The 13708-nt window shown below is 61.1% G+C and carries 11 protein-coding genes; 8 read left to right on the top strand and 3 right to left on the bottom strand.

Annotated elements, in window-relative coordinates; genetic code table 11:
- The first annotated feature begins 18 nt into the window (after positions 1-18).
- Both ACVVH8_RS15225 and nudC read left to right on the top strand, forming a co-directional pair.
- Entirely contained in the window at positions 19-831 is an 813-nt protein-coding gene (locus ACVVH8_RS15225; RefSeq protein ID WP_212808904.1) for a crotonase/enoyl-CoA hydratase family protein, read from the top strand.
- 6 nt (positions 832-837) lie between these two features.
- On the top strand, positions 838-1668 hold the full coding sequence (nudC, locus tag ACVVH8_RS15220; RefSeq protein ID WP_475224561.1) for an NAD(+) diphosphatase: 831 nt from the start codon (positions 838-840) through the stop codon (positions 1666-1668).
- Here the strand turns inward: nudC and ACVVH8_RS15215 are convergent.
- The 3 genes from ACVVH8_RS15215 to ACVVH8_RS15205 all read right to left on the bottom strand — a co-directional run bounded on the left by ACVVH8_RS15215 (position 1636) and on the right by ACVVH8_RS15205 (position 4370).
- Positions 1636-2415, bottom strand: coding sequence for a TSUP family transporter (locus tag ACVVH8_RS15215; protein WP_103302453.1), 780 nt, complete (start codon positions 2413-2415; stop codon positions 1636-1638). The genes nudC and ACVVH8_RS15215 overlap by 33 nt on opposite strands.
- Positions 2416-2516: 101 nt before the next feature.
- Positions 2517-3107: a carbohydrate binding domain-containing protein gene (locus ACVVH8_RS15210; RefSeq protein WP_475224558.1), complete on the bottom strand. Its 591-nt coding sequence runs from the start codon at positions 3105-3107 to the stop codon at positions 2517-2519.
- A 108-nt stretch (positions 3108-3215) separates the two neighbouring features.
- Positions 3216-4370 carry a MalY/PatB family protein gene (locus ACVVH8_RS15205; protein ID WP_475224556.1) on the bottom strand — a complete coding sequence of 385 codons (1155 nt, stop codon included), beginning with the start codon at positions 4368-4370 and terminating at the stop codon, positions 3216-3218.
- A gap of 334 nt (positions 4371-4704) precedes the next feature.
- On the opposite strand from ACVVH8_RS15205, the gene fdnG reads away from it, so the two are divergent.
- From fdnG to selB, 6 genes are all read left to right on the top strand, one after another.
- Positions 4705-7770 (top strand): formate dehydrogenase-N subunit alpha, encoded by a 3066-nt coding sequence (gene fdnG / locus ACVVH8_RS15200; protein ID WP_475224553.1) that lies wholly within the window; start codon positions 4705-4707, stop codon positions 7768-7770.
- The gene (fdxH, locus tag ACVVH8_RS15195; RefSeq protein WP_475224551.1) at positions 7771-8706 is read left to right on the top strand and encodes a formate dehydrogenase subunit beta; all 936 of its coding nucleotides are present in this window, start codon (positions 7771-7773) and stop codon (positions 8704-8706) included. It abuts the gene before it with no gap.
- The gene (locus tag ACVVH8_RS15190; RefSeq protein WP_475224547.1) at positions 8703-9368 is read left to right on the top strand and encodes a formate dehydrogenase subunit gamma; all 666 of its coding nucleotides are present in this window, start codon (positions 8703-8705) and stop codon (positions 9366-9368) included. The genes fdxH and ACVVH8_RS15190 overlap by 4 nt, the downstream gene beginning before the upstream one ends.
- Before the next feature lie 3 nt (positions 9369-9371).
- The gene (fdhE, locus tag ACVVH8_RS15185) at positions 9372-10298 is read left to right on the top strand and encodes a formate dehydrogenase accessory protein FdhE (protein WP_475224544.1); all 927 of its coding nucleotides are present in this window, start codon (positions 9372-9374) and stop codon (positions 10296-10298) included.
- An 80-nt stretch (positions 10299-10378) separates the two neighbouring features.
- Complete coding sequence (selA, locus tag ACVVH8_RS15180; protein ID WP_475224542.1) at positions 10379-11791, top strand: L-seryl-tRNA(Sec) selenium transferase; 1413 nt, start codon at positions 10379-10381, stop codon at positions 11789-11791.
- Positions 11788-13704: a selenocysteine-specific translation elongation factor gene (gene selB, locus ACVVH8_RS15175; protein WP_475224539.1), complete on the top strand. Its 1917-nt coding sequence runs from the start codon at positions 11788-11790 to the stop codon at positions 13702-13704. Before selA ends, selB begins: the two co-directional genes overlap by 4 nt.
- Positions 13705-13708 lie beyond the last annotated feature (4 nt).

The following is a 13708-nucleotide window of genomic DNA, read 5'->3' as shown; positions in this document are numbered from 1 at the left end:
CGGTAAAGGATCACTGCCATGACTCAATACACCGCCTTCAGTGTCGAACTGGCCGACAACATCGCCCATGTTCAGATCAATCGCCCGGAAAAGATCAACTCGATGAACGCCGCGTTCTGGAGCGAGATCGTCGAGATTTTCCAATGGATCGATGACACTGACGAAGTCCGTGTGGTGGTCCTGAGCGGTAACGGCAAACATTTCTCCTCGGGTATCGACCTGATGATGCTCGCCGGCGTCGCCAATGAACTGGGCAAGGACGTCGGTCGCAACGCGCGCCTGCTGCGCAAAAAGATTCTGACCCTGCAAGCTTCGTTCAATGCCGTCGATAACTGCCGCAAACCGGTGCTGGCGGCGATTCAAGGTTACTGCCTGGGCGGCGCAATCGATCTGATCGCCGCGTGCGACATGCGTTACGCCGCCGAAGACGCGCAATTCTCGATCAAGGAAATCGATATCGGCATGGCCGCCGATGTTGGCACATTGCAACGGTTGCCACGGATCATCGGTGACGGCATGCTGCGTGAACTGGCTTACACCGGTCGCACCTTTGGTGCGGAAGAGGCGCGCAGCATCGGCCTTGTCAATCGCGTGTACAGCGACAAGGATGTGCTGCTCGAAGGCGTCTTCGATATCGCTCGCGACATCGCCGGCAAATCGCCGATTGCGGTCACCGGCACCAAGGAAATGATCAGCTACATGCGCGACCATCGCATCGACGACGGCCTCGAATACGTTGCCACCTGGAACGCCGCCATGTTGCAATCCACCGACTTGCGCGTGGCCATGGCCGCCCATATGAGCAAACAGAAACCCGAATTTCTGGATTGAGAAACCATGACATCTCGCTGGACCACTGCAGTACTGGACACCGATCAACCGGGCGGCTGGGCCGTGGCGCGCAGCCCCGAAGGTTTTCTGTTCGATGACAACGGCGCGCTGTTCCCACGGGAATGGCTCAAGCGTCAGGACTTGTCGATTCTTGCCGAACACGGCATCGGCCATCTCGATGGCGAGCCGGTGTATCTGCTGGAACTGCGCAGTGCCAGCGAGGTGCCGGGCTGCAATTGGAAAGGCCTGCGAGCGTTCATGCTCGATGGCGATCACACGATTTACAAAGTGCTCGGCTACGCCGCGCAAATTGGCACCTGGGCGCGTGAGCATCGCTTTTGCGGCAACTGCGGGCAGGCCATGACCCAGGTGCCGCGCGAGCGGGCGATGTATTGCCAGCCGTGTGATTTGCGCAGTTATCCGCGTATCTCGCCAAGCATGATTGCGTTGGTGACCCGTGGTGACGAGATTCTGCTGGCACGTTCACCGCGCTTCGTCACTGGTGTCTACAGCACGCTGGCCGGGTTCGCCGAGCCGGGCGAGTCGGCTGAAGACTGCCTGATTCGTGAAGTGCGCGAAGAAGTGCAGATCGAGGTGAAGAACATTCAATACATGGGCAGCCAGTGCTGGCCGTTCCCGCATTCGATGATGCTCGGTTTCCATGCCGAGTACGCTGGTGGCGAGATTGTCTGTCAGGAAGACGAGATCGAAGACGCCCAGTGGTTCAACGTGCACGACCTGCCGCCGTTGCCGGCGTCCAAGTCGATTGCCCGTTATCTGATCGACGTCTACGTGGCGCGGCGCTTAGGCCACGCTGAACCAGTGCTGCCAGGCTAGGCGCACGGTCAGGCCCAGCACCACGGTGATGAACACTGGACGAATGAACTTGGCGCCACCGCTGATTGCGGTGCGTGCGCCGAAGAACGCGCCGACCATCACCGACAGGCCCATGCTCAGGCCGATGATCCAGTCTACCTGCCCGGAAAACACGAACACCGACAGCGCCGCAATGTTGCTGACGAAGTTCATGCTGCGCGCCACACCGCTGGCCTTGACCAGGTCGATCGGGTAGAGCAACAGGCTGCTGACCGTCCAGAACGCGCCTGTGCCGGGGCCGGCCACGCCATCATAAAAACCAAGGCTGAAGCCCTGGGTCGATTGCCATTTCTTTTTGATCGGCGCGTCGCTGTCCAGCGGCGCTTTTGGCGTGCCGCCGAACAGCAGATACAGGCCACAGGCGAAGACGATCACCGGGAGCATTTTGTTCAGCCATTCTGCTGGCAGGTAATGCGCGACGATGGCGCCGGTCAGTGCGCCAACCAGCGTGCCGACAATCGCGTGGACCCATTGCCGTGGATGGAACAGCTTGCGTCGGTAGAACGTGAAACTGGCGGTGGCCGAGCCGAAGGTCGAGCTCAGTTTGTTGGTGCCCAATACCAGGTGCGGCGGCAGGCCGGCCGTCAGCAGCGCCGGCGTGGTCAGCAAACCACCACCGCCAGCGATGGCATCGATGAAACCGGCAATGAAAGCGACAAGGGCCAGAATGGCCAGGGTGGTCAGGTCAACGCTGAGTTCGAAAGGCATGGAATCGACTGGCATGGCAGGACGGGAAGGGGCGCCATCATAGCCCGTAACACCTGTCCTAGCGACTCGGATCATCACAACGCATGGCACCCGGGCAGAACTTACGCCGCCATCAAAAACTGCACATTATCAATGAAGTAAGGGCCTTTGTTGCCGAATGGATCATTGGGAATCCCGAAGTGAACATCCACCTGAGCAAAACCCGGCGGGATAACGCCTTCAAGATTGATCCGCTGTTTTTTCGGATCGACGTAGGCCTGTTCGAACCAGACCTCAGCGGTGCCGTCATTGCCGTGGGTGGCCCAAACCGTATAAGTCAGGAATGCATTAAGCAGGGGGTTATCGATTTTTTCGCGGCCCTCGATGTGGAACCGGCGATGCGCGCTGTTCTCCAGCGGGACGGCGTCGGGAGCCTGCACATCGAAACTGAAGATGAATCGCCCGGGCGAGACCGTAAATGTTTCGCTCGCCAGATTCTGCCCCGAGCTTCTGCCTCCGACCATCCGCGCGGCATGACTGGATTGCCATAGCTCTACCGACATTGGCGTGTCGTAGGCTTTGGCAATCCAGTGTGTGAAGTCTCCGCTACTGAAATCGCCATTGCGAATGTGATTGTGCATTGCCATGTTGAAACCTCGATGCCATGGGATGGAAGCTGTTCGTCGCGGGGACGGCGCGACGTACAAGCCCATGGTTCGACAAATTCGCGTGGGTGCCAACTGTCATAAATGACAGTTTTTAATCACCATTGGCGATAGCGGTGGCACGAAACCAAGAATTCGCGCATATGGCAACGGCCTTCAACCGATGCGGCTGGCCAACGCCCGCTCCATCCGCGCAATGCCTTCTTCCAGCAGTGAACGCGGGCAGCCGAAGTTCAGGCGCACGAATTGCTGACTCTGATCGCCGAAATCGCTACCGGCGCTCAAACCGACTTTGGCCTGTTCAAGGAAAAACTGCTGCGGATTACCCAGGTCCAGCGCCGAACAATCGAGCCAGGCCAGGTAAGTCCCCTGTGGCACCTGGATGCTCACGCCGGGCAAGCGACTGCGCACCGCGTCAACCAGATAGTCGCGGTTGGCCTGCAGATAGGTTTTCAGTTCGGCCAGCCACGGCCCGGCTTCGCTGTACGCCACGCGGGTGGCTTCCATCCCCAACGGATTGACGCTGTCGACCATGCCGCAACGAGCATGGTTGACGCGTTCGCGCAGCGCGGCGTCCTGGATGATCATGAACGAAGTCTTGAGGCCGGCGATGTTGTACGCCTTGCTCGCCGACATCAGGGTGATAGTGCGCCGGGCGATTTCCGGGCTCAGGGACGCCGTGGGAATGTGCACGCGACCGTCGAAGCACAGCTCGGCATGGATTTCGTCGGAGATGATCCACGCGTCTTGCGCCACGCAGATATCGGCCACGGCTTGCAACTCCTCACGGACGAACACTTTGCCGATCGGGTTGTGCGGGTTGCTCAGCAGCAGCGCGCCGCCACCGTTCAATGAATTACGCATCACGTCCAGCGGCGTGGCGTAGGTGCCGTCAGCCTGCGCGACGAATTCCAGTTCGACCTTGTTCAAACCCCAGTGGCCGGGTGCGTGACGCAGCGGCGGATAGTTCGGCACCTGCACTACGACGTTCTGCTGTGGCTGCACCAGGGCTTTGAGCGCCATGTTGAAGCCCGACTCGACACCCGGCAGGAAGATCAGCTCCTGCGGTTTGACCTTCCAGGCGAACTTGTTCCAGAGGTCGGCGACGATGGCCTCACGCAGATTTTCCTGAGGCACGCTGTAACCCACCAGCGGATGCAGCAGGCGCTGTTGCAGAGCCTCGATCACCACCGGTGGCGCAGCGAAATCCATATCAGCGACCCACATCGGCAACACATCGGCCGGGTAACGGCTCCACTTGGTGCTGCCGGTGTTGTGGCGGTCGAATACCTGATCAAAATCGAAAGTCATGCGCGGTCTCGTGAAGGCGGGATTGGTCCTGCCGGGCATTCTAAGCCCACGGCCCGGTGGGAGCACACAAAACCTGTGGGAGCTGGCTTGCCAGCGAAAGCTTCGGCACATCCAACAATGAAGGTGACCGGCCCACCGCTATCGCTGGCAAGCCAGCTCCCACAGGGGGGCGCGGTTGTCCGTGAGAGTGCCGACAAACGGCCGACGGTCGGTTTTCACACGGATTGTGGGGTCTTTGTCTACAGTGAAAAAGTCGGCACTCGTCTGCCGCAACCGTGATTGTCCAGAAAAAGCCCGGCCCCAGTACCGGGTTCCACCTGATCAGGAGTGCACGATGGATCTCAGCCGTCGTCAGTTCTTCAAGGTCGCCGGTATCGGCCTTGCAGGCTCTAGCCTGGGCGCGTTGGGCATGGCCCCGACGCTGGCCTTCGCCGAGCAGGTGCGCCACTTCAAGCTTGCCCACACCCATGAAACCCGCAACACCTGCCCGTATTGCTCGGTCGGGTGCGGCTTGATCATGTACAGCCAGGGCGATACCGCGAAGAACGTAGCGCAAAGCATCATTCACATCGAGGGCGACGCCGACCACCCGGTCAACCGCGGCACCCTCTGCCCGAAAGGCGCAGGTCTGCTCGACTTCATTCACAGCCCGGGCCGCTTGCTCTACCCGCAAACGCGCAAGCCCGGCAGCAGCGAATGGACGCGGATCAGTTGGGACGAAGCGCTCGACCGCATCGTCGATCTGATGAAAACCGACCGCGACGCCAACTTCATCGAGAAAAATGCCAACGGGCAAACGGTGAATCGCTGGGTTTCCAGTGGATTCCTCGCGGCGTCGGCAGCGTCCAACGAAGCCGGTTACATCACCCAGAAGGTGATTCGCAGTCTCGGCATGCTGGGGTTCGATAACCAGGCGCGTGTCTGACACGGCCCGACGGTGGCAAGTCTTGCCCCGACGTACGGCCGTGGTGCCATGACCAATACCTGGACCGATATCGCCAACGCGAATCTGATCCTGGTGATGGGTGGCAACGCAGCAGAAGCGCATCCGTGCGGCTTCAAATGGGTGACCGAGGCCAAGGCGCACAACGCCGCGCGGCTGATCGTGGTCGACCCGCGTTTTACCCGGACCGCGTCCGTGGCCGACTATTACGCGCCGATCCGCACCGGTACCGACATCGCCTTCATGGGCGGCCTGATCAATTACCTGCTGACCGAGGACAAGATCCAGCACGAGTACGTGCGCAACTACACCGACGTGTCGTTCATCGTCAAAGAAGGCTATGGCTTCGAAGACGGCATCTTCAGCGGCTACGACGCGGCCAAGCGCAGCTACACCGACAAATCCGGCTGGGGTTACGAGCTGGGCGAGGACGGCTTCGCCACTGTCGACCCGACGCTGCAACACCCGCGCTGTGTCTATCAATTGATGAAGCAGCATTACAGCCGCTACAACATCGAACTGGCGAGCCAGATCTGCGGCATGCCGGTCGATGCCATGCAGAAAATCTGGGAAGAGATTGCCACTTGCTCGACACCGGGCAAGACCATGACGATTCTCTACGCGCTGGGCTGGACGCAGCATTCGATCGGCGCGCAGATCATCCGCAGTGCGGCGATGGTGCAACTGTTGCTGGGCAACGTCGGCATGCCGGGCGGGGGCGTGAATGCCTTGCGCGGGCACTCGAACATTCAGGGCCTGACCGACCTTGGCCTGCTGTCCAACGCACTGCCGGGCTACCTGACACTGGCCAGCGACAATGAGCAGGATTACCACGCCTTTATTACCAAACGCACGCAAGTGCCGCTGCGTCCGGGACAACTCTCTTACTGGCAGAACTACAGCAAATTCCACGTCAGCCTGATGAAGTCGTGGTACGGCGCCAACGCCACCGTCGAGAACAATTGGTGCTACGACCATTTGCCGAAACTCGACATCCCCAACTACGACGTCCTGAAGATGTTCGACCTGATGAGCCAGGGCAAGGTCAACGGCTACCTCTGCCAAGGCTTCAACCCGATTGCTGCGTTACCGGACAAGAACCGCGTGATGGGCGCTCTGGCCAAACTCAAATGGCTGGTGGTGATGGATCCGCTGGCCACCGAAACCTCGGAGTTCTGGCACAACGTCGGGCCATACAACGATGTGAAAAGCGAGGAGATCCAGACCGAAGTCATTCGCCTGCCGACCACTTGCTTTGCCGAAGAAGACGGTTCGCTGGTCAACAGCAGCCGCTGGTTGCAATGGCACTGGAAAGGCGCCGATGGCCCGGGCGAAGCACAAACCGACATCCGCATCATGGCCGAACTGTTCCTGCGCCTGCGCAAGCGTTATCAGGCCGAGGGCGGCAAGTTCCCCGATCCGCTGCTGAAACTGTCATGGCCGTACAAAGTCCCGGACGAGCCTTCGCCCGAGGAACTGGCCAAGGAACTCAATGGCAACGCCACCAGCGATTTCACCGACGCCAGCGGCGCGGTGATCAAGGGCGGTTCACAACTGGCCGGGTTTGCCCAGCTCAAGGACGACGGCAGCACCGCGTCCGGTTGCTGGATCTTTGCCGGCAGTTGGACCGAGGCCGGCAATCAGATGGCCCGACGCGATAATTCCGATCCGTACAACATGCATCAGCATCAAGGCTGGGCATGGGCCTGGCCGGCCAACCGGCGGATTCTCTACAACCGCGCTTCGGCGGACGTCGCGGGTAAACCATGGGATCCGAAAAAGCGCCTCGTATGGTGGAACGGCAAGGCCTGGGGCGGCACCGACGTGCCGGACTACAAGGCCGACGTGCCGCCGGAAGCCGGGATGAACCCGTTCATCATGAACCCCGAAGGCGTGGCGCGCTTCTTCGCCGTCGACAAGATGAACGAGGGGCCATTCCCCGAGCACTACGAGCCGTTCGAAACGCCGATCGGCATCAACCCGTTGCACCCGCAAAACAAGAAAGCCACTAGCAACCCGGCGGCGCGGATCTTCGATTCGGTCTGGGAAACCCTCGGCGAGGCCAAGGACTTCCCGTATGCGGGCACCAGTTACCGGCTGACCGAGCATTTCCACTTCTGGAGCAAGCACTGCAAATTGAACGCGATTGCTCAGCCCGAGCAGTTTGTCGAGATCGGCGAAGTGCTGGCGAAAGAGAAGGGCATCGCGGCCGGTGATCGTGTGCGCGTCACTTGCAAACGCGGCTTTATCGAAGCGGTGGCGGTGGTGACCAAACGGATTCGGCCACTGCAGGTCAACGGCCAGGTCGTGCATCAGATCGGCATCCCGCTGCACTGGGGCTTCACCGGCCTGACGCGTCACGGCTATCTGACCAACACCCTGGTGCCGTTCCTCGGCGATGGCAATACACAGACCCCGGAATCCAAGTCATTCCTGGTCAACGTGGAGAAACTATAAATGGCCAGCCAAGACATCATTGCCCGCTCGGCCACCACCACGGTGCCGCCATCGGTGAGGAATCAGGAGGCGGTGGCCAAGCTGATCGACACCACCAAATGCATTGGCTGCAAGGCCTGTCAGGTCGCCTGCTCGGAATGGAACGAGTTGCGCGACGAGGTCGGCCACAACCACGGCACCTACGACAATCCGCAGGATTTGAGCGCAGAAACCTGGACGCTGATGCGCTTTACCGAGCACGAAACCGACGCCGGCAACCTCGAATGGCTGATCCGCAAGGACGGCTGCATGCACTGCGCCGAGCCCGGCTGCCTGGCGGCGTGCCCGAGCCCTGGCGCGATCATCAAGCACGCCAACGGCATCGTCGATTTCGATCAGGATCACTGCATCGGCTGCGGCTATTGCATCACCGGGTGCCCGTTCAACATTCCGCGCATTTCGCAGAAGGATCACAAGGCCTACAAATGCACCTTGTGTTCGGATCGGGTGGCGGTGGGGCTGGAACCGGCCTGCGTGAAAACCTGCCCGACCGGTGCCATCGTCTTCGGCACCAAGGAAGACATGAAGGAACACGCCGCCGAACGCATCGTCGATCTGAAAAGCCGTGGTTTCGAAAACGCCGGTTTGTATGACCCGGCGGGTGTCGGCGGCACCCATGTTATGTACGTGCTGCACCACGCCGATACACCGAAAATCTACGCCAATCTGCCGCAGGACCCGGCCATCAGTCCGCTGGTGGGCTTGTGGAAAGGCATCAGCAAACCCTTGGGCCTGCTGGCCATGGGCGCGGCGGTGCTGGCCGGGTTCTTCCATTACGTGCGCATCGGGCCCAATCGCGTCGAGGAAGATGAGCACCCGACGCCGCCCGATACCTCGGTGCACGTCGTCGATCCGGCGGTGCATACCTTCGATCCACGCGGGGAGGAGCGGCCATGAGCAACAAGACAATCCTGCGTTACACCGCCAACCAGCGCACCAATCACTGGCTGGTGGCGATCCTGTTTTTCATGGCCGGGCTGTCGGGGCTGGCGTTGTTTCACCCGTCGATGTTCTGGCTGACCCACCTGTTCGGTGGCGGGCCGTGGACGCGGATTCTGCATCCGTTCATGGGCGTGGTGATGTTTGTGTTGTTCCTCGGCCTGGTGTTCAGGTTCTGGCGCGCGAACTTCTTTATCGGCAATGACTGGAAGTGGCTGCGGCGCATCGACCGGGTGCTGGTCAACGACGAGGAAACCGTGCCGCCGGTAGGCAAATACAACGCCGGGCAAAAGCTGCTGTTCTGGACTTTACTGCTGTGCATGCTCGGTTTGCTGTTCACCGGGCTGGTCATCTGGCGGGCGTATTTCAGTACGTACTTCGGTATCACCGTGATCCGCTGGGCGATGCTGCTGCATGCACTGGCCGGGTTTGTGCTGATCCTCAGCATCATCATCCATATCTACGCCGGGCTGTGGATCAAGGGTTCGGTGGACGCGATGTTGCATGGCTGGGTCAGCCGCGCCTGGGCGAAAAAACACCACGAACTCTGGTACCGCGACATCACCCGCGACGAACGCAATCCGGACGTGCCGGAGCGACCGATCACCAAAAAGGGCTGACCTTTGGCGACTATTCTTGAACCCGGGGAAATCGAGGCGGCGGCCAGTTCGCCGCCGTTTCTGCATCTGCCACCGCATAATTTGTTCACCTTGCGCGCGCAACGCCTCGAGCAACTGGCCGACGGGCATCCGCTGGCCGAGTATCTGCGCTTGATTGCCGGGTTGTGTCGGGTTCAGCAGCAAGTGCTGGACGATCCGCCGTCAACAGAAGCTGTCGATCAACAACGGCTTGAGTTGTGCCAGCAACACGGTTTGCCGCCGTTCGCTGCCGATACCTTAATCCGCGAAGATGACTGGCAAGCCTGGCTGGAGGCTTTGCTGCAACGCTACTCACCGCCCGAGCAACCCGCCGTGGTGGATGCGATTACCACTTTGCGCACCGCCAGTGCCGGACAATTGCGCGCCTGGGCCGTGGCGCTGGTCAGTGGCCAATACTCGCTGGTGCCGGCGGCGCTGGTGCCGTTTCTTGGCGCGGCGCTGCAAGCGGCCTGGAGTTACTGGTTACTGAGTACGCCGAACCTGCAACTGACGCCCGGCAACAGCCTCAGCCAATGCCCGGCCTGCGGTTCGCCGGCCATGGCCGGGGTCATTCGCCATCGGGGCAAACACAACGGCTTGCGTTATCTGGTGTGTTCGCTGTGCGCCTGCGAATGGCATGTAGTGCGGGTCAAATGCGTGTATTGCGAATCGAGCAAAGGCCTTGATTACCTGAGCCTTGAGGACGATCGCTACGCGGCCAATCAGGCGCCGTTGCGCGCCGAGGTCTGTCCGGGCTGTAACAGCTACCTGAAATTGGTCTATCTGGAAAACGATGCCGACGCCGAGGCATTGTCGGCGGATCTCGGTAGTTTGCTGCTCGACATGCGCCTTGCTCAGGACGGTTATCAGCGCCTCGCGCCGAACTTGTTGCTGGCGCCGGGAGACGAATGACCAGAGCGTCTACACTCCCACAGGTTTGACGGTGTGCTGGGTCTGGACACCGGAGAGTCTTTTGATTTCGGGAGTGGCTGATGTCTGCGAGCGGTGCCCTGCGGTTACCTTCCATTGATGGTTTGTTGCGTCATCCGGCGTGTCTGCCCTTACTCGAACGCCACGGGCGAGAATCGCTGCTGGCCGGTTTGCGCCAGTTGCTTGATGAACTGCGTTCCAGCGTATTGAGCGGGCAATTATCCGCCGTCGAAATCAGCCCCGAAGTGCTCGCTGGTCGCGTCGGTGAACGCCTCGCGCAGCAACAGCGCAGTCACGTGCGGCGGGTGTTCAACCTGACCGGCACGGTGCTGCACACCAATCTGGGTCGTGCCTTACTGCCGGACGAAGCCATCGAAGCGGTACACATGGCCGCCCGTTATCCGCTCAATCTGGAATTCGATCTGGCCAGCGGCAAACGCGGCGACCGCGATGATTTGATCGAAGGCCTGATCCGCGAACTGACCGGCGCCGAAGCCGTCACCGTGGTCAACAACAATGCCGCCGCCGTGCTGCTGACGCTCAACAGCCTCGGCGCCCGCAAGGAAGGCATCATTTCTCGCGGCGAACTGATCGAGATCGGTGGCGCCTTTCGCATCCCCGACATCATGGCCCGCGCCGGTGTACGTCTGCATGAGATCGGCACCACCAACCGCACCCATGCCCGAGATTACGAAGCGGCGATCAGCCCGCGCAGCGGTTTGATCATGCGCGTGCATGCGAGCAATTACAGCATCGAAGGGTTTACCGCGCGCGTGCCGACGGCGGAACTGGCGGCGCTGGCCCACCGTCATGGCTTGCCGCTGTTGGAGGATCTGGGCAGTGGCAGTTTGCTGGACTTGACCCGTTGGGGTTTGCCGGCGGAGCCGACGGTGCGGCAGGCGTTGCTCGATGGCGCGGACATCGTCACCTTCAGCGGCGACAAACTGCTCGGCGGGCCGCAAGCCGGGTTGATCGTTGGGCGCAAAGAACTCATCGCGAAGATCAAGAAGAACCCGCTGAAACGGGCGTTGCGGGTGGACAAGCTGACCTTGGCGGCGCTGGAAGCGGTGCTCGGTCTGTACCGCGATCCGGATCGACTGGCCGAGCGTTTGCCGAGCTTGCGCCTGCTGACCCGACCGCAAGCCGACATCTTCGCCCAGGCTTCGCGGTTGCAACCGGCGCTGGCCAAAGTCTTGGGCTCGGTTTGGCAGGTCAGCGCAGTCGAGGCCTTGGGCATGATCGGCAGCGGCAGCCAACCCGTGGCGCGCTTGCCGAGCGCAGCACTGTGTTGTCGCCCGCAAGTCTCGAAACGCTTGCGCGGGCGTTATTTGCTGAGTCTGGAAGCAGCGTTGCGGGCGCTTCCGATCCCGGTACTCGGACGCATTGATGACGATGCGCTGTGGCTGGATCTGCGCCAACTCGACGATGAACCGGCGTGGCTCGGGCAATTGCCCCACTTGCAGGTCAATCCGTGATTGTCGGTACCGCCGGGCACATCGACCACGGCAAGACCTCGCTGCTGCAAGCCCTGACCGGGCAAACCGGCGACCGCCGCCCACAGGAACGTGAGCGCGGGATGACCATCGATCTCGGTTATCTCTACGCCGAACTTGAACCGGGCGTGGGCCTCACCGGGTTTATCGACGTCCCCGGCCACGAGAAATTCACCCACAACATGCTCGCCGGTGCGCAAGGCATCGATCTGGTGTTGCTGGTGGTCGCGGCAGATGACGGCGTGATGCCGCAAACCCGTGAGCATCTGGCGATTGTCGAACTGCTGGGCATTCCTCGCGCATTGGTCGCGATCACCAAGTGTGATCGGGTCGAGGCGGGCAGGGTGATGGCGGTGCGCGAGCAGATCACCGATTTACTGGCTCCGGGGCCATTCGCCAAAGCACCGATAGTGGCAGTGTCGAGTGTCAGCGGGCAGGGTATCGATGAGCTGCGTGCGGCGTTGTTGCACACGCAAAACCAAGTGCATGAACGTAGTCGCGCCGGGGGCTTTCGTCTGGCCATCGACCGCGCCTTCAGTGTGGCCGGTGCGGGGATTGTGGTTACCGGCACGGCACTGTCCGGCGTGGTCACGGTGGGCGACAAACTGGCACTCGGGCCGTCGGGGAAAACGGTACGGGTGCGCGGTCTGCATGCGCAGAATCAAACCGCTGAACAAGCCTGCGCCGGGCAACGCGTGGCCCTCAATCTCAGTGGTGAACGTCTTGAATTGGCACAGATCCATCGCGGCCAATGGCTGTTGTCGGAATGGCTGCATGCGCCGACGCAACGAATCGACATCGACTTTCAACTGTTGCCCGGCGAACGCGCCTTCGAACACTTTCACCCGGTGCACCTGCATCTCGGCACGCAGGACGTGATCGCCCGCGTCGCGTTGCTCGAAGGTTCACGCCTGAACCCTGGCGAACGCATGTTCGCGCAACTGCTGATCAACGCCCCGGTGCATGCGGTGAAGGGGGATCGGCTAATCCTGCGCGACCAGAGCGCGCAACGTACCCTCGGCGGCGGACAGGTGCTCGATCCGTTCGCTCCGGCCAGGCATCGCCGCAGCCCTGAACGTCTGGCGCAGCTGCAAGCGCTGGCCCTTCATCAGACCTTCGAACACGCCTTGCCGCTGTTGCTCAACCACAGCGCGGCGGGGCTCGATCCGTTGCGCCTGGAACGCCAGTTCAATCACCCGCGCGCCGATTGGTCATTGCCGCAAAACGTGCGCCTGATCGACACCCGCCAAGGCCCGCTGCTGTTCAACGTGCAACGTTGGGGCATGCTCAAATTCACTTTGCTGGAGCAACTGGCGCGCTTGCATGAACTGGAGCCCGACCAGATGGGCCCGGACCGCGATCGCCTGAGGCGTTTCAGTGCGCTGCCGCTGGAGCGCTCGACGTTCCTCAGCCTGCTCGATGAGTTGCTCGCCGCCGGCTCGATCAACGCCAGTGGGCCGTGGCTGCACCTGCCGGATCACCAGGTACGCCTGAGCGCCGCTGACGAAATCCTCTGGCAACAACTGCAACCGCTGTTCGAACAGGCCGGCTTCGACCCGCCATGGGTTCGCGATCTGGCTAAAGCTGTCGGGGAAGAAGACGCCAATGTGCGTCTGCTGCTGCGCAAACTGGCGCGTCTGGGCCTGACCCACCAAGTGGTGCGCGATCTATTTGTCACCGACATCGTCCTGCGGCAAATGGCGGCGATGCTCCTGCAACTGGCGCAGGAAAATCCGCAGATCCAGGTGACAAGCGTGCGTGATGCGCTAGGCTTGGGACGCAAACGCTGTATTCAGTTCCTCGAATACTTCGACCGCCTCGGCCTGACCCGACGCCTCGGCGAACACCGACTGATCCGTCCCGACAGCGCGCTGGCCAACCCAGGCGCCCATTGAGTTA

The sequence above is a fragment of the Pseudomonas trutticola BRTCR10 genome (assembly GCF_056155105.1).
Note: the sequence above shows the minus strand (reverse complement) of the source record. Positions and strands in the feature narration are given on the sequence as shown.

Coding starts and splice junctions, on each gene's coding strand:
- ACVVH8_RS15225 (WP_212808904.1), top strand. CDS start 19: ATGACTCAATACACCGCCTTCAGTGTCGAACTGGCCGACAACATCGCC.
- nudC (WP_475224561.1), top strand. CDS start 838: ATGACATCTCGCTGGACCACTGCAGTACTGGACACCGATCAACCGGGC.
- ACVVH8_RS15215 (WP_103302453.1), bottom strand. CDS start 2,415: ATGCCTTTCGAACTCAGCGTTGACCTGACCACCCTGGCCATTCTGGCC.
- ACVVH8_RS15210 (WP_475224558.1), bottom strand. CDS start 3,107: ATGGGCTTGTACGTCGCGCCGTCCCCGCGACGAACAGCTTCCATCCCA.
- ACVVH8_RS15205 (WP_475224556.1), bottom strand. CDS start 4,370: ATGACTTTCGATTTTGATCAGGTATTCGACCGCCACAACACCGGCAGC.
- fdxH (WP_475224551.1), top strand. CDS start 7,771: ATGGCCAGCCAAGACATCATTGCCCGCTCGGCCACCACCACGGTGCCG.
- ACVVH8_RS15190 (WP_475224547.1), top strand. CDS start 8,703: ATGAGCAACAAGACAATCCTGCGTTACACCGCCAACCAGCGCACCAAT.
- selA (WP_475224542.1), top strand. CDS start 10,379: ATGTCTGCGAGCGGTGCCCTGCGGTTACCTTCCATTGATGGTTTGTTG.